This window comes from Bradyrhizobium sp. JR3.5, from assembly GCF_054057015.1.
On record NZ_JBSRYV010000001.1, the window covers coordinates 1,991,800 to 2,013,176 of the forward strand.

At 64.5% G+C, this 21,377-nt stretch carries 18 protein-coding genes and 2 pseudogenes; 11 read left to right on the forward strand and 9 right to left on the reverse strand.

Annotated elements, in window-relative coordinates; all coding sequences use genetic code 11:
• Nucleotides 1–334: 334 nt before the first annotated feature.
• The 5 genes from hfq (at nt 335) to ACVWW1_RS10010 (ending at nt 6,109) form a co-directional block, all read left to right on the forward strand.
• The gene (gene hfq, locus ACVWW1_RS09990) at nt 335–583 is read left to right on the forward strand and encodes an RNA chaperone Hfq (RefSeq protein WP_006020546.1); all 249 of its coding nucleotides are present in this window, start codon (nt 335–337) and stop codon (nt 581–583) included.
• Nucleotides 584–594: 11 nt separating this feature from the next.
• Nucleotides 595–1,989, forward strand: coding sequence for a GTPase HflX (hflX, locus tag ACVWW1_RS09995; protein WP_456655647.1), 1,395 nt, complete (start codon nt 595–597; stop codon nt 1,987–1,989).
• A complete protein-coding gene (locus ACVWW1_RS10000; RefSeq protein WP_456655648.1) occupies nt 1,967–3,208 on the forward strand; it encodes an FAD-dependent oxidoreductase in 1,242 nt (413 codons plus the stop codon). The genes hflX and ACVWW1_RS10000 overlap by 23 nt, the downstream gene beginning before the upstream one ends.
• Nucleotides 3,209–3,366: 158 nt before the next feature.
• Nucleotides 3,367–4,737 (forward strand): magnesium transporter, encoded by a 1,371-nt coding sequence (mgtE, locus tag ACVWW1_RS10005; RefSeq protein WP_456655649.1) that lies wholly within the window; start codon nt 3,367–3,369, stop codon nt 4,735–4,737.
• A gap of 334 nt (nt 4,738–5,071) precedes the next feature.
• Nucleotides 5,072–6,109: an MBL fold metallo-hydrolase gene (locus tag ACVWW1_RS10010; RefSeq protein WP_456655650.1), complete on the forward strand. Its 1,038-nt coding sequence runs from the start codon at nt 5,072–5,074 to the stop codon at nt 6,107–6,109.
• Between the two features lie 32 nt (nt 6,110–6,141).
• Here the strand turns inward: ACVWW1_RS10010 and mazG are convergent.
• Nucleotides 6,142–6,958 (reverse strand): annotated as a pseudogene (gene mazG / locus ACVWW1_RS10015) (nucleoside triphosphate pyrophosphohydrolase).
• A gap of 128 nt (nt 6,959–7,086) precedes the next feature.
• On the opposite strand from mazG, the gene queC reads away from it, so the two are divergent.
• The gene (gene queC / locus ACVWW1_RS10020) at nt 7,087–7,806 is read left to right on the forward strand and encodes a 7-cyano-7-deazaguanine synthase QueC (RefSeq protein ID WP_456655651.1); all 720 of its coding nucleotides are present in this window, start codon (nt 7,087–7,089) and stop codon (nt 7,804–7,806) included.
• Between the two features lie 374 nt (nt 7,807–8,180).
• Here the strand turns inward: queC and ACVWW1_RS10025 are convergent, their stop codons facing one another.
• From ACVWW1_RS10025 to nthA, 3 genes are read right to left on the reverse strand one after another with little or no spacing between them, the layout of a single operon-like run.
• On the reverse strand, nt 8,181–8,558 hold the full coding sequence (locus ACVWW1_RS10025; protein WP_456655652.1) for a nitrile hydratase accessory protein: 378 nt from the start codon (nt 8,556–8,558) through the stop codon (nt 8,181–8,183).
• Nucleotides 8,558–9,217, reverse strand: a complete 660-nt coding sequence (gene nthB / locus ACVWW1_RS10030) for a nitrile hydratase subunit beta (protein WP_456655653.1) — start codon at nt 9,215–9,217, stop codon at nt 8,558–8,560. The genes ACVWW1_RS10025 and nthB overlap by 1 nt, the downstream gene beginning before the upstream one ends.
• Complete coding sequence (gene nthA / locus ACVWW1_RS10035; protein ID WP_456655654.1) at nt 9,214–9,843, reverse strand: nitrile hydratase subunit alpha; 630 nt, start codon at nt 9,841–9,843, stop codon at nt 9,214–9,216. Before nthA ends, nthB begins: the two co-directional genes overlap by 4 nt.
• A 74-nt stretch (nt 9,844–9,917) precedes the next feature.
• Here nthA and ACVWW1_RS10040 point away from each other — a divergent pair, with 74 nt between their 5' ends.
• Nucleotides 9,918–10,724, forward strand: a complete 807-nt coding sequence (locus tag ACVWW1_RS10040; RefSeq protein WP_456655655.1) for an enoyl-CoA hydratase/isomerase family protein — start codon at nt 9,918–9,920, stop codon at nt 10,722–10,724.
• Between the two features lie 267 nt (nt 10,725–10,991).
• On the opposite strand, the gene ACVWW1_RS10045 is transcribed toward ACVWW1_RS10040, so the two are convergent.
• The gene (locus ACVWW1_RS10045) at nt 10,992–12,239 is read right to left on the reverse strand and encodes a DUF763 domain-containing protein (RefSeq protein ID WP_456655656.1); all 1,248 of its coding nucleotides are present in this window, start codon (nt 12,237–12,239) and stop codon (nt 10,992–10,994) included.
• Between the two features lie 235 nt (nt 12,240–12,474).
• On the opposite strand from ACVWW1_RS10045, the gene ACVWW1_RS10050 reads away from it, so the two are divergent.
• From ACVWW1_RS10050 to ACVWW1_RS10065, 4 genes and pseudogenes are all read left to right on the forward strand, one after another.
• Nucleotides 12,475–13,176, forward strand: a complete 702-nt coding sequence (locus ACVWW1_RS10050; protein ID WP_456656646.1) for a L,D-transpeptidase — start codon at nt 12,475–12,477, stop codon at nt 13,174–13,176.
• Between the two features lie 635 nt (nt 13,177–13,811).
• A pseudogene (locus tag ACVWW1_RS10055) lies at nt 13,812–14,832 on the forward strand (TRAP transporter substrate-binding protein).
• 22 nt (nt 14,833–14,854) lie between these two features.
• Complete coding sequence (locus ACVWW1_RS10060; protein WP_456655657.1) at nt 14,855–16,741, forward strand: TRAP transporter large permease; 1,887 nt, start codon at nt 14,855–14,857, stop codon at nt 16,739–16,741.
• A 24-nt stretch (nt 16,742–16,765) separates the two neighbouring features.
• The gene (locus ACVWW1_RS10065) at nt 16,766–18,415 is read left to right on the forward strand and encodes an acyl-CoA synthetase (RefSeq protein WP_456655658.1); all 1,650 of its coding nucleotides are present in this window, start codon (nt 16,766–16,768) and stop codon (nt 18,413–18,415) included.
• Between the two features lie 3 nt (nt 18,416–18,418).
• Here the strand turns inward: ACVWW1_RS10065 and ACVWW1_RS10070 are convergent, their stop codons facing one another.
• The 4 genes from ACVWW1_RS10070 to ACVWW1_RS10085 form a co-directional block, all read right to left on the reverse strand.
• A complete protein-coding gene (locus tag ACVWW1_RS10070; protein WP_456655659.1) occupies nt 18,419–18,886 on the reverse strand; it encodes a MarR family winged helix-turn-helix transcriptional regulator in 468 nt (155 codons plus the stop codon).
• Nucleotides 18,867–19,625: a nitroreductase family protein gene (locus tag ACVWW1_RS10075; RefSeq protein ID WP_456655660.1), complete on the reverse strand. Its 759-nt coding sequence runs from the start codon at nt 19,623–19,625 to the stop codon at nt 18,867–18,869. The genes ACVWW1_RS10070 and ACVWW1_RS10075 overlap by 20 nt, the downstream gene beginning before the upstream one ends.
• A 152-nt stretch (nt 19,626–19,777) precedes the next feature.
• Entirely contained in the window at nt 19,778–20,584 is an 807-nt protein-coding gene (locus tag ACVWW1_RS10080) for an MBL fold metallo-hydrolase (protein ID WP_456655661.1), read from the reverse strand.
• A complete protein-coding gene (locus ACVWW1_RS10085; protein ID WP_456655662.1) occupies nt 20,581–21,372 on the reverse strand; it encodes a TatD family hydrolase in 792 nt (263 codons plus the stop codon). Before ACVWW1_RS10085 ends, ACVWW1_RS10080 begins: the two co-directional genes overlap by 4 nt.
• Nucleotides 21,373–21,377: the final 5 nt, after the last annotated feature.

The following is a 21,377-nucleotide window of genomic DNA, read 5'->3' on the forward strand; positions in this document are numbered from 1 at the left end:
GCGAAGCCTCGGCGGTCACCCGCCGGGGACGCAGGGCCAGGCTCGGGTCCGGGTGGGCCGGCCAGCGAGGCGAGGGCGGGGCCGGCACAACCGGGGGATTTATCCACTCTCCACGAGAATATTCGTCTCTTTCCCTGCACTTTCTTAGAATTGCCACCGTGTTCCTACCGACTGCACCGCGAACCGGCTTGCCTAAAAACCGCGCGTGGCCTCTAATCCTACCGCTACGCCTGCCAGAGGGGGATCTCAGGGCAGGTGGGCGACCGGAGGAGGCTCCGTTAGAGAGCCGCAACCGGTTCAATAAAAAGAAGCACAAGCTTGCGGGACAAAAACAATGGCGGCAGACCGCGCACAAAATCTACAAGACACCTTCCTTAATCACGTTCGTAAAACAAAAACGCCACTGACGATATTTCTGGTCAACGGGGTAAAGCTGCAGGGCATTGTCACATGGTTCGACAATTTCTGCTTGCTGCTGCGGCGCGACGGTCACTCGCAGCTTGTCTACAAGCACGCGATCTCGACCATCATGCCCGGCGCTCCGATTCAGCTGTTCGAAGGTGGTGAGGACGCACCGGCTTGAGAGTGAACTGATTGGAACCCTTCAATCCTGAAGGGGGCGTCGACCGGACCAAGTCTAGGCCCGGGTCGGCGGGGGACTTGAGCACCGGGCGGGTGATCGTCATCGGCCCGTACCTGCGCATGCGCCGTGGCGACGGCGATGCGCAAACGGATTCCTCTGTCCGCGACTACGAAGCGCGAATCGAGGAAGCCGCCGGCCTCGCCGGTGCGATCGACCTCACTGTGGTGGAATCCGTCGTCGCGCCGATCAGCCAGATCCGGCCCGCGACCTATCTCGGCAAGGGCAAGGTCGAGGAGATCAACGGCCTCGTCGCCGGCGACAAGGTCGAGCTCGTGGTGATGGATTGCGCGTTGTCGCCGATCCAGCAGCGCAACCTCGAGAAGGCCTGGAGCACCAAGGTGCTCGACCGCACCGGCCTGATCCTGGAAATCTTCGGCCGCCGCGCCAAGACCAAGGAAGGCGCGCTGCAGGTCGAGCTCGCGCATCTCAATTACCAGCGCAGCCGCCTGGTGCGGTCGTGGACCCATCTCGAACGCCAGCGCGGCGGCTTCGGCTTCATGGGCGGCCCGGGCGAGACCCAGATCGAGGCCGACCGCCGCCTGATTGGAGACCGCATCACGCGGCTTGAGAACGAGTTGAAGAAGGTGCAGGCGACGCGGCGGTTGCATCGCGCCGGACGCCAGCGCGTGCCGTACCGCGTGGTGGCGTTGGTCGGCTACACCAATGCCGGCAAATCAACCCTGTTCAACCGCCTGACGCGCGCCGACGTGCAGGCCGCGGACATGCTGTTTGCGACGCTCGACCCGACCCTGCGCGCGCTCAACCTGCCGCATGGCGGCAAGGCGATGCTGTCGGACACGGTCGGCTTCATCTCGAATCTGCCGACCCAGCTGGTGGCCGCGTTCCGCGCCACGCTGGAGGAGGTGCTGGAAGCCGATATCATCCTGCATGTCCGCGACATCTCCCATGAGGATGCGGAGGCGCAGGAGCGCGACGTCGAGGCGGTGCTGCACCAGCTCGGCATCGATCCCGACGCCGACGGCGGCCAGCGCATCATCGAGGTCTGGAACAAGATCGATCGCTTCGATCCGGAGGAACGGGACAATCTGCGCAACATCGCTGCGCGCCGGCCGCCGGAGCGGCCGTGCTTCCTGGTCTCGGCCGTCACAGGCGAGGGGATCCAGGAGCTCCTGGCCGCGATCGAGGATCGCCTCGCGGCCAAGCGCATCACGCTCAATCTTTCGATCGATGCCTCCGACGGCGCCGGCATCAGCTGGCTGCATCGCAATGCCGAGGTCCTGAACAAGGAGCTCAATGGCGAGCGTTTCGACATGACGGTGCGGGTCGATGAGACCAAGCGCGACATCGTCATGTCACGATTCGATGCTCTGCCGCACGGGACGTAACGTCCCGGACATCCGCGCCGGCAAGGGGGTCGAAGTGGGATCGATGTTCAACCGTCGAACATTTCTCGGCGGCGGCCTGGCGAGCGCTGCGGTCGCAGGATTTTCAACGCGTGGGACCGCCGACAATGCCGCTTTCGTCGACGCACCCGCGCTCCGGCCGGTTCTTGCGCGTCCGGACCGCATGTTTCGTGTCACGGTATGCCTGCGTCCGTTCCGCGCTGCCGGTCCGCGCATCGAAGCGGAATGGATCGACGGCAAATATGTCGTCCACAATTACGGACACGGCGGCAGCGGCTGGTCGCTGTCCTGGGGCGCCGCGCAGGAGGCCGTGCCGCTCGCCCTGCAATTGAGCGCGCGCAACGTTGCCGTCCTCGGCGCCGGCGCGATCGGTCTGACGACGGCGATCACCGCCCAGAGGATGGGCGCGACCGTCACGATCTACGCCAAGGAGCGCTTCCCGCAGGTGCGCTCGGCGCGTGCGACGGGGGACTGGTCGCCGGATTCGCGTATCGCGATGGAAGCAGACGTCACGCCGGACTTTGCCGACCGCTGGGAGCGGATGGCGCGCACGACCTTTGCCACCCATCAAAGCTATCTCGGCCTTGCCGGCAATCCGATCGAATGGACCGATCGCTATTTGCTGTCCGACGATGCACCTGAGGCCGACGGCCGTCCGCACAGGCGCCAGCATGCCTCGGGCGACGGCTCGAAGAAATTCCTCGAATTGCGCGGCCGGATCAGGTCGCTGACGCCGCGATGGGATTTGCTGGCCGCCGGATCAAATCCGTTTCCCGCACCATACGCGTGGAAAAGCGCCTCGCTCACCTACAACGTCACGGATCTCTACCGTCAGCTCGAAGCTGAGTTTCAGCGCGCCGGCGGGCTGTTCGTGCCGATCGAACTGCACACGCCGTCCGATCTTTCGAAGATCCGCGAAACCGTCATTGTCAACTGCACCGGCTACGGCGCCCGTGCGCTGTTTCGTGACGAGAGCATCGTTCCGGTGCGCGGCCAGATCGCCTGGCTCATTCCTCAGCCGGATGTCAATTACGGCGTCTTCTACCGTAACCTCAGCGTCCTCGGCCGGCGCGACGGCATCGTCGTCCAGCCGGTCGGCGACAACGACTATTTCGGCTTCAACGACGACAACGAAACGCCGGATCTTGCCGCCGCGCGCCTGGCGGTGGACGACGCCGCGAAACTGTTCGGCCGGGCCTGATCGGCCCTCCGGCACGGCACCTCGCAATCTCCCGAAATGTGACGGCGCCGTGACGCGGCCTCACTCGACCGCGCCTGCGACGTGCCGCCGCACTTTCTGTTTGAAATCTGCGCCGCCTTGGTTCATTGCGCTGCTGGACGCAAAGCCGAGGCGGATCGATGCAGGACACCAGCGAAACCATCACCCACGACACGCTCGCCGGCCAGAACGGGGACCTTGCCCATGTGCGGGCGCCCGAGATCGTCGATGCCCTCAATGCCCGGGAGCCGGCGGATGCGGCGAAGCTGCTGCAATCGCTGCCGGCCGAGAAGGCGATCGAGGTGCTCGACCTGCCCGGGCTCGACAACACCTGCGAGATCCTGGCCGAGCTGCCGAAGGACACGGCGGTGTCGCTGCTGTCGGGCGTCTCCGACGACCGCGCCGCCGACATCTTCAAGGAACTGGTCGAGCCGCTGCGCACCACGCTGCTGAACGGCCTCAATCCGGATACCCGCAACGTCATCTCCGGGCTGCTGGCCTATCCCGAACGCAGCGCCGGCAGCATCATGACGACCGAATTCGTCAGCGTGCCCTCGAACTGGACCATCGCAGAGGTCCTGCATCACATCCGGATGGTCGAGCGCACCCGCGAGACCGTCTACTCGATCTTCGTGATCGACCCGATCAAGAAGACGCTGATCCAGGCGGTGCCGCTGCGCCGCCTGATCTCGGCCGACCCGCATGCCAATGTGCTCACCGCGGCACCGGCGCGGAAGCCGCTGATGATCTCGCCGGAGGCCGACCGCATGGAGGCGGCGCGGCTGATCTCGCGCTACGATCTGCTCGCGGTCGCGGTCGTCGACGGCCCCGGTCATATCCTCGGCATCGTGACGGTCGACGACGTCATCGACGCCATCGTCGAGGAATCGACCGAGGACGCCCAGAAGTTCGGCGGCATGGAAGCGATCGATGAGCCTTATCTGCGGATCGGCTTCCTCGAAATGATCAAGAAGCGCGGCGGCTGGCTGTGTGCGTTGTTCCTCTCGGAAATGCTGACCGCAACCGCGATGCAGTCGTACCAGAGCGAGCTCGAGAAGGCGATCGTCCTGACGCTGTTCATCCCGTTGATCATGAGCTCCGGCGGCAATTCCGGCTCCCAGGCTACCTCGCTCCTGATCCGATCGCTGGCGTTGCATGAGGTGCGGCTGCGCGACTGGTGGCGCGTCGCCTTGCGCGAACTGCCGACCGGAATCGTGCTCGGCTCCATCCTGGGGGTGATCGGCATCGTCAGGATCACGCTCTGGCAGACGCTTGGCCTGTTCGACTACGGCCCGCATTGGATGCTGGTGGCCATGACCGTCGGCGCCGCGCTGGTCGGCATCGTCACCTTCGGCTCGCTGTCCGGATCGATGCTGCCGTTCATCCTTAAACGCATCGGTTTCGATCCTGCGAGCGCGTCCGCGCCCTTCGTCGCGACGCTGGTCGACGTCACCGGCCTCGTGATCTATTTCGGCGTTGCTGCCGTGATCCTGCATGGGACGCTGTTGTAGGGTGTGTCCACCGCCACGAGTCGCCGCCGCGAAACGGCAGCGATGGAGCCGAAACGTCTCCAAAACCTGACGACATCCGAATTGTTCGTGGAAAGTGGTAGTCTCGTGAACCAAGGAAAAGGTTCATGGCCCACGACGAAAATAATTACCTTGCAGCTCCCGGTGCGCAGCGGGAGGATTTGCATGGCCGGGCCGTCCACGAGATCGGGCAAAGTCGAGAGCATGGATCGTTGGAAGGCTGATCTCTGAACTAGGCAGGTCCAGTCCGGCTCGATCGCCACTGGTCGCCTGTCAGGAATTCCTCAATCGTTGCGTTTGAACAGGAGGAACTTCCATGTATCTCAAATCATATTTTCTTTTCGCGGTCGTTCTCGCAGGGATCGCTGCCGCATTAGGCACTGCAACGCGTGCGGCCGAGCCGGCGGCCCGGATCACCATCCTGTACGATGCGTTCGGTACCGATACCGCGATGACAAAGGATTGGGGCTTCTCCGCCCTCATTGAAGTCGGCGGAAAGCGCATCCTGTTCGATACCGGGGACAACGCGAAGATCTTCGCTGCCAATGTCAAGGCGAAGGATGTGGACCTTACCAACCTCGATTTCGTCGTATTGTCTCACCGGCACTCCGATCACATGGCGGGCCTGAGCTATGTCTTAAGCGTCAATCCGAAGATCAAGATTTATGCCCCCAAGGAGGGATTTGGCATCTACGGCTCGTCGCTGCCGTCGAGCTTCTACCGCAAGGACGAGTCGCTGCCGCCGGAGATGCGGTACTATGACGGCAAGCCGCCCGAGATCATGAAATTCGGTGCTGCCTGGGCGGATGCCAACTTTGAGTTGATCGACCAAACGACCGAAATCGCACCTGGCATTACACTCATAGCTCTGATTTCGGATCTGCCGGGAACGAAGGAGCTCAAGGAACTGTCCCTGGCGGTGAATACTGCAGACGGAATCGTGCTCGTTGTTGGCTGCTCGCATCCTGGAATCGAGCGTATCGTCGAGGCTGCGGCAGCAATCAACCCCAGGATTCGGCTGATCGCCGGAGGCTTCCACCTGGTCATCGCCCCTGACGAGGTGATCACGAAAGTGACGGCCGCGCTGCAAGACCGTTTCAAGGTCGAAAGCATCGCCCCCGGACACTGCACCGGCGAGCCAACATTCGCTGCCCTGAAGAAGGCATTTGGCGACAAGTACATTTATGCCGGCGCCGGCACGTCGATTGCTATCGGTGCCGAAGGAAGTTCGAACACGAAGCGCGGCGAGGGAATGACCCCCGACGACCTCAGGGTCTATCGCAAGCTGGCGGTCCGGAACGATCCGTTCGGTGTCATGCGCGCGCAAGCCCGACGGGCTGGTGCTGATCTCTAGGCGGAGTTTCGAGGCGCGCGAGGAGAGAAAATCTATGTCGTGCGCTTCGCCTCATTCCACAGCGCGTCCATTTCCTCCAGCGACGCGCCCTCGAGCGAGCGTCCCTTCGCAGCGAGGGCCTTTTCGATATAGGCAAACCGCCGCTCGAACTTGGCGTTGGTCGCGCGCAGTGCGGTTTCGGGATCGGCGTCGACGTGGCGGGCGAGGTTGACCAGCGCGAACATCAGGTCGCCGGTCTCCTCCGCGATCTCGGCTCTGTCGTTGCGGTCGAGCGCGGCCTCGATCTCGTCGGCCTCCTCGCGGATCTTGGCGAGCACGGCGCGCGGGTCGTTCCAGTCGAAGCCGAGCGGTGGACGCCTTGCGCTGCAACTCCATCGCCCGCGTCAGGGCCGGGAGGCCGGCCTTCACGCTGGCGAGCAAGGATGTGTGCGCGGTCTCCTCCGGGGGCCGCCGCGCGGCGCGCTCGGCCTTCTCCTCGGCCTTGATGCGCTCCCAGGCGCTCTTGACGCCGGCGGGCTGGATGTTGCCGTCCTTGTCGGCAAACACATGCGGATGACGGCGGATCATCTTCTTCGTGATCGCCTCGACCACGTCGCCGAACGCAAACGCGTTCTGCTCCTCGGCCATCCTTGCGTGATAGACCACCTGCAGCAGGAGGTCGCCGAGCTCCTCGCGTAAATCCTCGAAATCGCCGCGCGCGATCGCATCCGCGACTTCATAGGCCTCCTCGATCGTGTAGGGCGCGATCGTTTCAAAATTCTGTTCGAGGTCCCAGGGGCAGCCGGTCACCGGCGTGCGCAGCGCAGCCATGATCTCGATCAGGCGGGAAATGTCGCGGGAAGGGGTCATCGGGCACCGGACTGTGAGCGGTATATGCCTTATGCCAAATCAGCCCTGTCGATCCCAGCAAAACGCGCCGGAATCGCGGCGCTGTCCACCGATTGGCCGTGGCGCCAAGGAGTGGTAAAGCGCGTTCCATGACCAATCAGAACAATTCCGACACCGCGCTGGTGCTGTTTTCCGGCGGCCAGGATTCCACCACCTGCCTGGCCTGGGCGTTGGACCGCTTCGCGCGCGTCGAAATGCTCGGCTACACCTACGGCCAGCGCCACGCGATCGAGCTCGACTGCCGCGACCGCCTGCTGGACGGCATCAGGGCTCTGCGGCCGGACTGGGCAGCAAAGCTCGGCGACAGCCACACGCTCGCGATCCCGACGCTGTCGGAGATTTCCGATACCGCGCTGACCCGCGACGTCGCGATCGAAATGGGTGCGGACGGGTTGCCCAACACCTTCGTCCCCGGCCGCAACCTCGTGTTCCTCACCTTCGCGGGCGCGCTGGCCTATCGGCGCGGCATCCGCCACATCATCGGCGGCATGTGCGAGACCGACTATTCCGGCTATCCGGATTGCCGCGACGAGACCATCAAGGCGTTGCAGTCCGCGCTCTGCCTCGGCATGGCCCGAGATTTCGAGCTGCACACGCCGCTGATGTGGCTCGACAAGGCCGCGACCTGGCGGCTCGCGCACGAGCTTGGCGGGGCAGGGCTGGTCGATCTGATCCGCGAGCACTCGCACACCTGCTATCTCGGCGAACGCGGCGCCCAGCACGATTGGGGCTATGGCTGCGGCGAGTGCCCGGCCTGCAGCCTGCGGGCCAAGGGCTGGCGGGAGTATGTCGCGCAGGGCGGCCCGTAACCGCGGGCGGACCGCCGTCCGCAGGGGCGCACTGCGAAAATATCGAAAACAACCCCATGCAAAGGTGCCGGCGGCCGCCGGCGTTCGACCTGGCAACTTGACACGTCGGGCAAATCAGCGGTACTCTTCTATTATTCAGAAATCGTGGAGGCTCGGCTCGACCGGACGATCCGGACAGCGCCTTGAAGAGCGAACCCATCCTCATCGTCGTCCTGGCGAAGGCCAGGACCCATTACCCCAAATGAGAATTGTTGCGCGATGCTGGGGGGCGCGATCCCGTCCATCATCAAATGCGGTGGTTATGGGTCCTGGCTTTCGCCAGGACGACGAGTGTGATGAGGCGCGCGACGACGAACGAAGGAGAGAGCGCGCCGTTACTCAAAATCCGCCGCCGTCAGCTCGATCGGTTTGCCGTGCGGGGTACGGTCGGCGGCGCGGTCCCAGGCGTCGCGGTAGCGGTGCAGCGTCTCCGGTGTCGTGACGCCCTTGGCGGCCACGAGGTGTTCGAGGGTCGCGAGCCAATGCTGGTAATAGGTGTCGCCGGTGTCGGGATCGCCGGCAGCCTGCGCGCGCTTGATCTGATCGGCGAGGGCGGCGGCCCATTCGGGCCAGGTGAACACGCCGCGGTCATGCAGCGTCAACGCCATGGCGAACGCCTGCGCCTCCCAAGGTGCGCGGAACACCGGGCCGTCCTGATCGCGGGGAATGCTGGACACGGCGCTGGTCGCGCGCGCGGCGGCGCCGGCATCCATCAGATCGCCTCCAGATACGGTTCGAACGCGTCGATCGAGACCTTGATGGTCGGATCGGAGTCCGGCCCCCACAATTCGCGTCCATCGAACACGACGGTGTACAGCCACTGCGGATGCTCGCCAGCGTCGTTCGCCGCGGTATCGGGAAACACGTGACAGCCATGATCGCGCTCGACCACACCGACATGACCGCGCACGTAGCGCGGCAGCCGCGTGTGCGTGACGGGATGGATGTTCTTCGCCCGCACCCGATCGCCGGCCTTGAACTTCGCCGGCGCCGGTGCGGCGCGGCCGAACTTGCCGCGCACCATGATGCGCTCGACGTCGGCCATCGAGAACTTGCCGTGCTTGAGCGATTTCGCCGGCGCGACGGAATGTCCGGCCGCGACGTCGTCCTTGGAGATATAGCCCTTGTCGAGCAGCAGGGCTTCCAGCCCGAGCAGCCATTTCCTGTAGTAGGAGCTCGACAGATAGACCTGCGGGGGCAGGGTCTCGCGATAGAAGCGCGATGCGTCGATGTTGAAGGCGCCGGCGGCGCCCATCGCGCGGACCATGGCGAGCACCCGCGATTCCCATTCCTGATGGAACATCGGCTCGTTCGGCTCGGGCTCGACCTTGCCGAACCCGTCCATGCCGCCCATGTCGTGGACGCCGTTCACGACGGTGCTCCCGGCGTTTTCGGGAAGCCGGTGCCGATCATGGAATCGCGCGTCACGAGGTCGGCGAGATGTTCTTCGCTCCAGCCTTCAGTGCCCGCGGGCCGCATCGGCAGCACCAGGAAGCGCGTTTCAGCCGTAGAGTCCCAGACCCGGATTTCGGTCTCCTTCGGCAGGCTGACGCCGAAATCGGCGAGCACGCCGCGCGGATCCTTGACCGCGCGTGACCGATACGGCGAGGCCTTGTACCAGACCGGCGGCAGGCCGAGCATCTCCCAAGGGTAACAGGAGCACAAAGTGCAGACGACCATGTTGTGACGGCCAGGCGTGTTCTCGATCGCGACCAGATGGTCGCCGACCCGGCTGACATGGCCGAGGGTGCCGACCGCCTTGCTGGCGTCCTCGAGCAGCGCCTTCTTGAAGGCGGGATCGGTCCAGGCCTTGGCGACGACCCGGGCGCCGTTATGCGGGCCGATCTTCGTCTCATAGGCCTGCACGATGGCGTCGAGCGCGGCAGCCTCGACGTAGCCTTTCTCGGTCAGGATCGATTCCAGCGCGCGCACGCGCAGTTCGGTCTCCGACAGTTCGGAATGGTCGTGATCGTGGTGGTGATGATCATGTTCGCTCATGCCCGCAGAATAGGCGAAACCGCCGTGCTATGTCGAGGCAAGCAGTACACAACAATGCGAGCAGGGAGGTATGCGTGGTTGACGATGTGACGATCGAGAAGGGCCTCGGACCGGAGGGCCGCATCGCGGTGGTGCGGTTCGACCGCGGCGACGGTATCAACGCGCTGTCGCCGGAGGCGCTGCGGCAATTGACCGATGCGGCGCGCAGTTTCGAGGACGATGGCGAAACCTCGGTGGTGGTGCTGACCGGCGGCGCCAAATCGTTCAGCGCCGGTTTCGACCTCAAGGATGCCGAAGGGCGCTCGCGCAAGACGATGGATATGGGCACGCTGCGCCGTCACCTGAAGCTCGGGCCGCGGCTGACGCGCGCCTGGCAGGAGATGGAACAGGTCACGATCGGCGCGATCGAGGGCTTCTGCGTCGGTGGTGGCGTGGCGCTCGCGGTCGCACTGGACTTCCGGGTGATGGCGCGCGACGCGCATCTACGCGTGCCGGAGATCGCGCTCGGCATGAACATGAGCTGGCAGAGTGTGCCGCGCATGCTGCATTTGATGGGGCCGGCGCGCACCAAGCAGGCCGTGATCCTGGCCGACGACCGGATCTCGGCCGACGAGGCTTACGAATGGGGCCTGGTAGAGCAGGTGGTTGATCCGGGCAAATCATATGAGGCCGCGATGGCGCTCGCGGCCAAGGTCGCCGCCCAGCCGCCGATTTCGGTCGCGATGACCAAGCTGACGGTCAACCGGCTGGCCCATGCGCTCGACGATCTCGCCAGCCACATGGATATCGACCAGTTCGCGCTGGCGAGCCTGACCGACGATCACAAGGAGGGCGTCGCGGCCTTCCTCGGACGGCGCAAGCCGCGCTTCAGGGGACGCTGACAGGTGTCGCGGTCGACAAGCGCCGCACTAAAGCATGATGAGATTAGGTTGGGCTGGAATGGCGTAGAAAGTTCACCTCTCCCTTTGGGAGAGGTCGATTTGCGCAGCAAATCGGGTGAGGGGTTGCGGTCTATCGAGAGAGCAAGAGCCCTCACCCGGATTGCACCGGACGATGCTTCGCATCGCCGAGAGCAATCCGACCTCTCCCCGACGGGGAGAGGTGAACCGAAAGCGCGGCAAGCCGGTTCAACCAAAATTCATCCCGCACTAGCGTTTGGTGATGCGGTCGCGGGCGGCGAGGTCGGCCTCCCAACCGAACACCGAGCGGCCGTCAAGCGCCGGCGAACGCGCGCGCTCGTTGGCGACGTAAGCATCGAAGGACGGACCGGTTGCGGTCAGCTCCAGCCTGCGGGCCTGGTCATCCAGCCGCTTCAGCGCCTGCAACTCCTCGTCGCGGCCGAGCTTCGCCTGCCGTACCGCCGATTTCAGCACGCCGATGGTCTCGTCATAGACCTTGATCGGCACCGGGAACGGATGACGGTCCTTGCCGCCATGCGCGAGTGAGAAACGCGCCGGATCGCGGAAGCGATACGGCGTCCCGTGGACGACCTCGGCGACCATGGCGAGCGACTCGACGGTGCGGGCGCCGACGCCCGGCGTGAGCAGCAGCTCGGGGAAATCCAGCGGCCCGCGCTCGGCCGCGGCGGCGAGGGTGCCGTGCAGGCGGCGGATGAAGACGTCGCTCGAGCGCACATCGTGATGCTCGGGCATGATCAGGTGCAACAGATCGCCCTGCGCCGCGACCTGCTCGGTCAACTCGGCATATTCACGCGCGATGCCATCGGGACCGAGCGCGGCGAGCAGATCGAGCTGAGCCTGGCGCGAGGCGTCGGCGCGGTGATCGGTGAGATTGACGATCTCGCCCTGCGCTGGACCGTCGATCGCGCTGTGCGGCTCGTCGACGAAGCTGCGCAGCCCCTCGGAATGCCAGTGGTAGCGTCGCGCCTGCCGCTTGTGATCGTTCATGCCTTGCTGGACCACGGTCCATTTGCCGTCCGCGGTGACGAAGAAGCCGTGTAGGTAGAGCTCGAAGCCGTCCTGGACCGCGGCACTGTCGACCTTGGCGACCAAGCGGCTGGCGCGGGTGAGGGCAACGCCGTCGACGCCGGTCCGGTCGCCCAGCGCCGACAATTCATCCGGCGTGCGCCGCGAATGCTTGCCGCGACCACCGCAGACGTAGATGCCGAGCTCGTCCTGCAGCGGCGCCAGCCCGCGCTTGAGCGCGCCGATGACGCTCGTGGTGATACCGGACGAATGCCAGTCCATGCCCATCACGGCGCCGAACGACTGGAACCAGAACGGATGCGAGAGCCGCTGCAGGAACGCGTCACGGCCGTAATGATGGACCACAGCCTGCGTGATGATCGCGCCCAGCGTTGCCATGCGCTCCGCGAGCCACGGCGGCACGCGTCCACCATGGAGCGGGAGATCAGCGCTGCCGGTACGTCGGGCCATTGGTCTCCAAGTCTCGAACTGGTGTCGTTGAGTCGGGGGCAGACTATCAGGCAAAGCCTTCGGGGGTTGTTGAATCCCCGCATAAGACCGACACACAGAACGGAATTCCTTAGCTTTTTCTTGAAAGTTTCCCTTCATAAAAAAGCGCGAAATCCTCCATAAGAGTGTCGTAACGGGGTGGTTCCCCGACATAAGCTTGTCGCGCCTTCTGGAAAATCTCGGAAAACCCGAAATCATGATCATGGACCGTGGAATTGCCGGCGCGATGGGCAAGGGCGCTCTGTCTGGGCCTCGTTCGCCGCGTCTCAACCGCCGGGCGTTTCTATTCGGCTCCGCTGCCGGTCTTGCCGCACTGGGCCTAGCCGGTTGTGCATCCGACTACATGAGCCTGGCCGAGGCGGAGAAAGTCTACGGGCCCGTGCCTGACGAGAAATTCCCGATCCCTGCGGTCGATGTTAGCAAGGTCAAACCGCAATATTTTCGCAAGACAGTGCGCTACGACAGCGATGAGGCACCCGGTACGATCATCATCGATCCCGGCAAGTACTATGTTTACCGCATTGAAGGAGAGGGAAACGCGACCCGCTATGGCGCCAATGTCGGCCGCGATGGATTCCGGTGGAGCGGGGAGGCTTATGTCGGGCGCAAAGCCGAATGGCCTACCTGGACGCCACCCAAGGAGATGATCGCGCGCCAGCCGGAGGCAGGCAAATATGCCCGCGGCATGCCGGGAGGTCTCGACAATCCACTCGGCGCCCGCGTGCTCTACCTCTATCAAAACGGGGCATATACGCTTTACACGATCTATAGCACCAGCGCCCCCGAAACCATCGGGAACGGCATTACGAGCGGCTGCACCGGCCTCCTCAGTCAGGACATGATCGACCTCTATTCGCGAACGCCTCTCAAAACCAAGGTGATCGTGCTCCCGGCCTAGGCAACGGCAGGCCGAGGATGCGCTCGCATCGCAGCAGGCGGCCGTCGCAGGGGATCGCAATCACGCACGATGCGGACAAGAAAATGAGCCTTCCGCAGGTCTTTCGATTGCGCCGCCTTCGCCATCTTCGGCAGCGTCTACACCGGCGGCTATGACCGACACCGGCGTGTCGCAGACGTCGCAAGGTATCGCCCAACTCGGTGGTCAGCCGGACATACCAGGAGCGACCTTAGGGATCGCAGAGATGCGTTGCGACGGCCTATGGGATGAAATGCGAACCGTATAGGGGAAGCCACAGCTGGGCCACCAAACCGGATCGACTTCCATATCCGAAATTCGCATAAGGTATATTATGGAATATTTATATATACAATTAGATCAGATACTTAGTTGGAAATTTTCGCACCAGCCCGCAGCTTGGCGGCTGTCCGGGCTTGTCTCGGTCGTTGGTCGAGCTCGTCGAGACACGCCAGCGATCCACGCGCACGCATCTCGTCAGAAAGCCGATATTGCCGCGGCGTACGGACGCTGCAATAAGCGCCAGCTGTGCAGAGATCGCTGGTGACCCCGCGGCATCAGGTCCGTATAGGATGGCATCTCAGAACAACAACAAGCCTCTCGAGGGAGCAAACCCAATGAGCTTTTCACGACGCACGCTGCTGAAGGTTTCCGCCGCTTCCGCCGTCCTGGGCGGAATTGGCGCGCCGTATGTCGCGCGCGCCCAGTCGGCCGAGTTCTCGTACAAGTTCGCCAACAACCTGCCGGAGTCGCACCCGTTTCGTGGCGCGCGCCCGGGAGATGGCCGCGGCGATCAAGACCGAGACCAACGGCCGGTTCGACCTGCAGGTGTTCCCGAACAGCCAGCTTGGCTCCGATACGGACATGCTGAGCCAGGTGCGCTCCGGCGGCGTCGAGTTCTTCACGCTGTCCGGCCTGATCCTGGCGACCCTGGTGCCGGCAGCCTCGATCAACGGCATCGGCTTCGCATTCCCGGACTATCCCACGGTCTGGAAGGCCATGGATGGCGAGCTCGGCGCCTATGTGCGCGGCGAGATCAACAAGGCCGGCCTCGAGGTCATGGACAGGATCTGGGACAATGGCTTCCGCCAGACCACGTCCTCGACCAAGCCGATCAACGGTCCTGACGATCTCAAGGGCTTCAAGATCCGCGTGCCGGTGTCGCCGCTGTGGACCTCGATGTTCAAGGCGTTCGATGCGTCGCCCGCCTCGATCAATTTCAGCGAGGTCTATTCGGCGCTGCAGACCAAGATCGTCGAGGGCCAGGAAAATCCGCTGGCGCTGATCTCGGCGGCGAAGCTGTACGAGGTGCAGAAATACTGCTCGATGACCAACCACATGTGGGACGGCTTCTGGTTCCTGATGAACCGCCGTGCCTGGGCGGCGCTGCCGGACGATATCAAGACCATCGTCGCCAAGAACGTCAACGCGGCCGCCGTCAAGGAGCGCGAGGACACCGAGAAGCTCAACGCCACCGTGAAGCAGGAGCTCACCGGCAAGGGCCTCGTGTTCAACCAGCCCGAGGTCGGGCCGTTCCGCGACAAGCTGCGCGCCGCCGGCTTCTACGCCGAGTGGAAGGGCAAGTACGGCGAGAAGGCCTGGGATCTGCTCGAGAAGTCCGTCGGCAAACTGTCCTGATCGATCAAGCGGGAGGCGTGCCATGGCTCATGTCGAGATGACGCCGGCCGTGGCCGGCGAGGCGGCGTCACAGCCCCCTCGCCGCCGCTCTGTTCTCGGTTCCATCGAGGCGACGCTCGGATGGCTGGTCGAAATCCCGGCGGCGATCCTAGTCGTCGCCGAGGTCGTCATCCTGTTCGCCGGCGTGGTGTCGCGTTACGTGCTGCATGCGCCGCTGATCTGGTCCGACGAACTGGCGTCGATCCTGTTCCTGTGGCTTGCGATGCTGGGTTCGGCGGTCGCGTTCCGTCGCGGCGAGCACATGCGGATGACAGCGCTGGTCGCAAGCGCAGGGCCCAGGCTGTGGGGCTATCTCGACGTGGTCGCGACCTGCGCCGCGCTGGCGTTCCTGATCCTGATCGTGCGGCCGGCCTATGAATACGCCTACGAGGAAAGCTTCATCACGACGCCGGCGCTGCAGATCTCCAATACCTGGCGCGCGGCGGCGCTGCCGGTCGGCACCTGCCTGATGGGGCTGTTTGCGCTGCTGCGGCTGGCGCGGGTCGGCGACGTCAAAACCTTCCTGCTGGCCGCGCTGACGGTCGTCGCGTTGATCGGCGTGTTCTGGCTGGCGCAGCCGATGCTGCGGCCGCTCGGCAACCTCAATCTGATCATCTTCTTCGTCGGCGTGGTCGGCTTCTGCGTGTTCGCCGGCGTGCCGATCGGCTTTGCCTTCGGCATGGCGATCTTCGGCTATCTGGCGCTGACCACGCGGACGCCGCTGATGGTGCTGGTCGGCCGGATGGACGAGGGCATGAGCCACCTCATCCTGCTGTCGGTGCCGCTGTTCGTCTTCCTCGGCCTGCTGATCGAGATGACCGGCATGGCGCGCGCGATGGTGGCGTTCCTGGCGAGCCTGCTCGGGCATGTCCGCGGCGGCCTGCATTACGTGCTGGTCGGCGCCATGTATCTGGTGTCCGGCATTTCCGGATCGAAGGCTGCCGACATGGCGGCCGTCGCACCCGTGCTGTTTCCGGAAATGAAGGAGCGCGGCGCCAAGCCGGGCGATCTGGTCGCCCTGCTCGCCGCCACCGGCGCGCAGACCGAAACCATTCCGCCGAGCCTCGTTCTGATCACGATCGGTTCGGTTACCGGCGTCTCGATCTCGGCGCTGTTCACCGGCGGATTGCTGCCGGGCGTCGTGCTGGCAATCACGCTGTCCGGACTGGTGTGGTGGCGCTACCGCGGCGAGAACTTGAGCCACGTGCAGCGCGCCACCGGCAGCGAGATCGGCAAGGCGTTGGTATTCGCCCTGCCCGCATTGGCCTTGCCCTTCGTGATCCGCTACGCCGTGGTCGAAGGCATCGCCACGGCCACCGAAGTCTCGACCATCGGCATCGTCTACGCCTTCGTCATCGGCCTCCTGATCTACCGCAAGTTCAACTGGCGGCGGCTGTTGCCGATGCTGATCGACACGGCGTGCCTGTCGGGCGCGATCCTCTTCATCATCGGCACCGCGACCGGCATGGCCTGGGGCCTGACCCAGTCCGGCTTCTCGCGGGCGCTGGCGGCGTCGATGACCGGGCTGCCCGGCGGTTCGGCGACCTTCATCGCGGTCTCGATCCTGGCCTTCGTGATCCTCGGCAGCGTGCTGGAGGGCATTCCGGCCATCGTGCTGTTCGGGCCGCTGCTGTTTCCGATTGCGCGCCAGGTCGGCGTCCACGAGGTGCACTACGCCATGATCATCATCCTGGCGATGGGCATCGGATTGTTCGCGCCGCCGTTCGGCGTCGGCTATTATGCCGCCTGCGCCATCGGGCGCGTCGATCCGGCCGAGGGTATCCGGCCGATCTGGGGTTACATGCTGGCGCTGTTGATCGGCCTGATCATCGTCGCCATCTTCCCCTGGATATCGATTGGATTCCTTTGAGAACCTAGCGGATTGGATAGAGCCATGAGTGCAGCTCAAAACCAGTACTCGATCGGGCTGGACAAGACGCCCGCCAACTACGTGCCGCTGACGCCGCTGAGCTTCCTGGCCCGCTCGGCCGCCGTCTATCCCGACCATGTCAGCGCGGTCTATGAGGGCCGCACCTTCACCTGGAAAGAGACCTACGAACGCTGCAAGCGCTTTGCGTCCTATCTTGCGGGCCACGGCATCGGTCATGGCGACACGGTCGCGGCGATGCTGCCGAACATCCCGGCGATGAACGAACTGCACTTCGCGGTGCCGATGACCGGCGCGGTGCTGAACGCGCTCAACATCCGCCTCGATGCGGCGTCGATCGCGTTCCAGCTCGATCATGGCGGCGCCAGGATCATCCTCGTCGACCCCGAGTTCTCCGGCGTGATCGCGGAAGCCCTGACCCTGATGAAGGGCCCAAAGCCGTTCGTGATCGACGTCGATGATGCCGCCTTCGCCGGCGGCGAGCGGATCGGCGAGATCGAGTATGAGGCTGCGGTCGCCTCCGGCGATCCCGCATTCGCCGAGCGGCCGCCGGCCGACGAATGGGATGCGATCGCGCTGAGCTATACGTCGGGCACGACGGGCAATCCGAAGGGCGTCGTCACCCATCACCGCGGCGCCTATCTCAACGCCGTCAGCAACATTCTCGCCGGCAATCTCGGCCAGCATCCGGTCTATCTCTGGACGCTGCCGATGTTTCACTGCAACGGCTGGTGCTTCCCCTGGACGATCGCGGCGACCGCCGGCGTCAATGTCTGCTTGCGCAAGGTCGATCCGGCAAAAATCTTCGAGCTGATCCCGAAACACGGCGTCACCCACATGTGCGGCGCGCCGATCGTCTACAACACGCTGATCAATGCGCCCGACGCGCCGAAGGGCGGAAAGGCGAAGCCCGTCGTCGGCCTGATCGCGGGCGCGGCGCCGCCGGTTGCGGTCCTTGAGGGCGCCGAGCGCATCGGCATTAAGCTGACCCATGTCTACGGGCTGACCGAAGTCTACGGCCCCGCCTCCGTCTGCGCGGAGCAGCCGGGCTGGGATGAGCTGTCGGCCGATCAGCGCGCGCAGCTGAAGCGACGCCAGGGCGTGGCCTACCCGCTGCAGGAAGACGTCACCGTGCTCGACCCCGAGACCATGCGCGAGGTGCCGCGCGACGGCGAGACCATCGGCGAGGTCATGTTCCGCGGCAACATCGTGATGAAGGGCTATCTGAAGAACGAGAAGGCGACGCAGGAAGCGTTTGCCGGCGGCTGGTTTCACACCGGCGATCTCGGCGTGCTCGACGAGCACGGCTACGTCATCATCAAGGACCGCTCCAAGGACATCATCATCTCCGGCGGCGAGAACGTCTCCTCGGTCGAGGTCGAGGATATCCTCTACAAGCACCCGGCCGTGCTGTTCGCCGCGGTTGTCGCCAAGCCCGATCTGAAATGGGGCGAGGTGCCCTGCGCCTTCCTGGAGCTGAAGGACGGCGCCAAGGCGACCGAGGCTGAGATCATCGCCTATTGCCGCGAGCATATGTCGGGCTTCAAGACGCCGAAGTCGGTGGTATTCGGCGTGATCCCGAAGACCTCGACCGGCAAGATCCAGAAATTCCTGCTGCGCAACCAGGTCGGATCGGCCAAGGCGATTACGGCCTAACGCTCAGTCCTCCGCAAGGCGGCCGAGCAGCTCGTAGAGCACCGCTTTTTGGCTGGCCTTGAGTGGTGCCAGCGTGGTCGCAGTGCACTCGATCTCGATCGGGATCAACTGCTCGACCAGCGCCACGCCGGCCGCGGTCAGGTCGATCAGGATCAGCCGCTTGTCGGTCGCGTCGCGCCGGGTCGTGACCAGCTGCCGCTTCTTCAGCCGCAGCACCACGTCGCGGATATTGGCCGGCTCCATCGCGACCAGCCGCCCGAGCAGGTTCTGCGACAGTGCCCCGCGCTCGTAGAGCCGGGCCAGCGTCGCGTATTGCGGCGCCGTCAGATCGTAGGACCCGATCCGCTCGACCAGGTTGGACGACGCGCGCTGATAGGCGCGGCGCAGCAGGAAGCCGACCTGGTCCTCCAGCCGGTAGTCCGACGCGCCCCGCCGAACCGGCGCGTCCGCTTTAGTCGACGTTCTCGGCATCGCGGTACATCACCTTGTGGCGCGTGGTCGACACCCATTCGTCGATCTGGGCTTCAGTCATGAAGTGCTGATCATCGAACCTGTTCCAGTTGCTGATGTCAGCCAGACTCTTCTTCCAGCGCTTGTACGGCGGCTTGGCCGGCGGACCGAAGCACATGATGTCGAGCACGGACAATTCATCGGGGATGCCGAGCAGCGGCTTCATCGCTTGCTGCGCCTTCTCCTGCCCGATCGCGGTCACCCACCAGACATTATAGCCGAGCGCGGCCGCCGCGAGATGGGCCGACATCGTCGCCGCCGCCACGCTCTGCAGCAGGATGCGTTCGGCGTTCTCCTTGTACATCTTGTCGAGCTCGGAGCCGTCGTTGAGCACGGGAAACGCCTTGACCCAGCGGAAGTCGCTGGCGACGACGATGAAGCCGGGGGCCGACGCGAGGCCGCGATAATCGGGCGTCGGAAACTTCATCTTGAGCCGGGCGCGTGCGACCTGCTCCTCGCGGAAGTATTCCGTGATCCTGTTCTTGAGGTCCTGATCGGTGACGGCAATGAAGTGCCAAGGCTGGGCATTGGCGCCCGAAGGCGCGTGCCGCGCGGCCTCCAGGATCATGTCGTAATGCTCCGGCGGCATCACGTAGCTGGCGTCGAACGCCCGGGTCGTCAGGCGGTTCTTCACGACATCCATCAGCGCGTCATATCGCGTGCGATCGGAGTAGTCCCGCACTGCCAAAGCTTCTGCCATTGAGGCCTCCCGATATCGTTATGATCATAACGATATCGACAATGTGCAAAAGGTCAATGGCCGACTGCAGTGTCGGTCGATCACCCTGACGTGCGGAACCGCGCGTCCGCGGTAGGCGCGCCAGGTCCGGCCAGCTCAGGACTATTGAGTTTTCAGCCTGCCCGATCGAGCGTCAGGCGCATGCCGTCATAGCCCGGGATGACGCCAGCCGGCAGGCTCTGCCGCAGCACCTCGTAGTCGAGGTCGGAGTGCATGTTGGTGATGACCGCGCGCTTCGGCTTGAAGCGCTCGATCCACGACAGCGCGTCCGCAACGCTGAAATGGCTGGGATGCGGCGCATAGCGCAGGCCGTCGACGATCCAGAGATCGAGACCTTCCAGTGCCGGCCAGCTCGCCTCGGGAATGTCGTGCAGATCGGGCGTGTAGGCGGCGTCGCCGACGCGGTAGCCGAGCGCAGGAATCCGGCCATGCTGCACCAGGAAGGCCTCGAGCTTCAGCGGACCGCCCTTCCCCTGGACGGTGTGGCTCTCGCCGGCCTCGATCGAATGCCGGGTCAGGATCGGCGGATAGTCGCTGCCTTCCGGCGAGATGAAGCAATAGGAGAACCGCGCCATGATGTCCTTGGCGGTCGACTGGTTGAAGTAGACCGGGATACGGCGGCGCTGGTGCAGCACCACCGAGCGCAGATCGTCGATGCCGTGGGTCTGGTCGGCGTGCTCGTGCGTCAGGAACACCGCGTCGATATGCTCGACGTCGCCGTCGATCAGCTGCTCGCGCAAATCCGGCGACGTATCGATCACAACCCGCGTGGTGCCGTGCTCCATGGTGCGCTCCGCCATGATCGAGCAGCGGCGGCGGCGATTCCTGGGATTGTTGGGATCACAGGCGCCCCAGCCGAGCGCGGGACGCGGCACGCCGGCGGATGAGCCGCAGCCCAGAATGGTCAGTGTCAGCGTCATGCAGCAACCTTCGGCGCCGGCACCTTGGAGAACAGCCGGAAGAAGTTTTCGGTGGTCTGCCGCGAGATCTCCTCCAGCGAGACGCCGCGGGTCTCGGCGAGCACCTTGGCGACCTCGACGACGTAGGACGGCTCGTTGCGCTTGCCGCGGAATTTTCCGGGCGCCAGATACGGCGCGTCGGTCTCGACCATGATGCGATCGGCCGGTAGCTCGGCGGCCAGCGCACGCAGGGTGTCCGACTTCTTGAAGGTCAGGATGCCCGTGAACGAGATCGATAGCCCAAGCCCAATCGCTTTCATCGCGAGCTCGCGGCCGCCGGTGTAGCAGTGCAGCACGGCCTTGAACGGCCCCTTCGCGACCTCATCCTCCAGGATGCGGCCGCAATCCTCGTCGGCCTCCCTGGTGTGGATGACGAGCGGCAGGCCGGTTGCGCGCGCAGCAGTGATGTGCGCGCGAAAACCGCGCTCCTGGGCCTCGCGCGAACCATGCTCATAGAAATAGTCGAGCCCCGCCTCGCCGAGCGCCACGACTTTCGGGTGCTTGGTCAGCTCGATCAGTTCGCTGGCCGGGATGCCGTCCTCTTCGTCGGCATGATGCGGATGGGTGCCGACCGAACAGTAGACGTCGGGAAACCGCTCCGTGATCGCAAGCAGGCCGCCGAGCCGCCTCACCCGGGTCGAGATCGTAACGATGCGGCCGATGCCGGCCGCTTCGGCGCGTCCGACGATCCCGTCGAGATCGTCGGCGAAATCAGGAAAGTCCAGATGGCAGTGACTGTCGACCAGCATAACTT

What these genes read in the sequence shown, in the direction of transcription:
- ACVWW1_RS10085 (WP_456655662.1), bottom strand. Translation starts at nt 21,372, where the DNA reads ATGCTGGTCGACAGTCACTGCCATCTGGACTTTCCTGATTTCGCCGAC.
- ACVWW1_RS10045 (WP_456655656.1), bottom strand. Translation starts at nt 12,239, where the DNA reads ATGGCCCGACGTACCGGCAGCGCTGATCTCCCGCTCCATGGTGGACGC.
- queC (WP_456655651.1), top strand. Translation starts at nt 7,087, where the DNA reads ATGACCAATCAGAACAATTCCGACACCGCGCTGGTGCTGTTTTCCGGC.
- ACVWW1_RS10060 (WP_456655657.1), top strand. Translation starts at nt 14,855, where the DNA reads ATGGCTCATGTCGAGATGACGCCGGCCGTGGCCGGCGAGGCGGCGTCA.
- ACVWW1_RS10080 (WP_456655661.1), bottom strand. Translation starts at nt 20,584, where the DNA reads ATGACGCTGACACTGACCATTCTGGGCTGCGGCTCATCCGCCGGCGTG.
- ACVWW1_RS10025 (WP_456655652.1), bottom strand. Translation starts at nt 8,558, where the DNA reads ATGGATGCCGGCGCCGCCGCGCGCGCGACCAGCGCCGTGTCCAGCATT.
- ACVWW1_RS10070 (WP_456655659.1), bottom strand. Translation starts at nt 18,886, where the DNA reads ATGCCGAGAACGTCGACTAAAGCGGACGCGCCGGTTCGGCGGGGCGCG.
- ACVWW1_RS10010 (WP_456655650.1), top strand. Translation starts at nt 5,072, where the DNA reads ATGTATCTCAAATCATATTTTCTTTTCGCGGTCGTTCTCGCAGGGATC.
- mgtE (WP_456655649.1), top strand. Translation starts at nt 3,367, where the DNA reads ATGCAGGACACCAGCGAAACCATCACCCACGACACGCTCGCCGGCCAG.
- ACVWW1_RS10075 (WP_456655660.1), bottom strand. Translation starts at nt 19,625, where the DNA reads ATGGCAGAAGCTTTGGCAGTGCGGGACTACTCCGATCGCACGCGATAT.
- hfq (WP_006020546.1), top strand. Translation starts at nt 335, where the DNA reads ATGGCGGCAGACCGCGCACAAAATCTACAAGACACCTTCCTTAATCAC.
- ACVWW1_RS10050 (WP_456656646.1), top strand. Translation starts at nt 12,475, where the DNA reads ATGATCATGGACCGTGGAATTGCCGGCGCGATGGGCAAGGGCGCTCTG.
- ACVWW1_RS10065 (WP_456655658.1), top strand. Translation starts at nt 16,766, where the DNA reads ATGAGTGCAGCTCAAAACCAGTACTCGATCGGGCTGGACAAGACGCCC.
- ACVWW1_RS10000 (WP_456655648.1), top strand. Translation starts at nt 1,967, where the DNA reads ATGCTCTGCCGCACGGGACGTAACGTCCCGGACATCCGCGCCGGCAAG.
- nthA (WP_456655654.1), bottom strand. Translation starts at nt 9,843, where the DNA reads ATGAGCGAACATGATCATCACCACCACGATCACGACCATTCCGAACTG.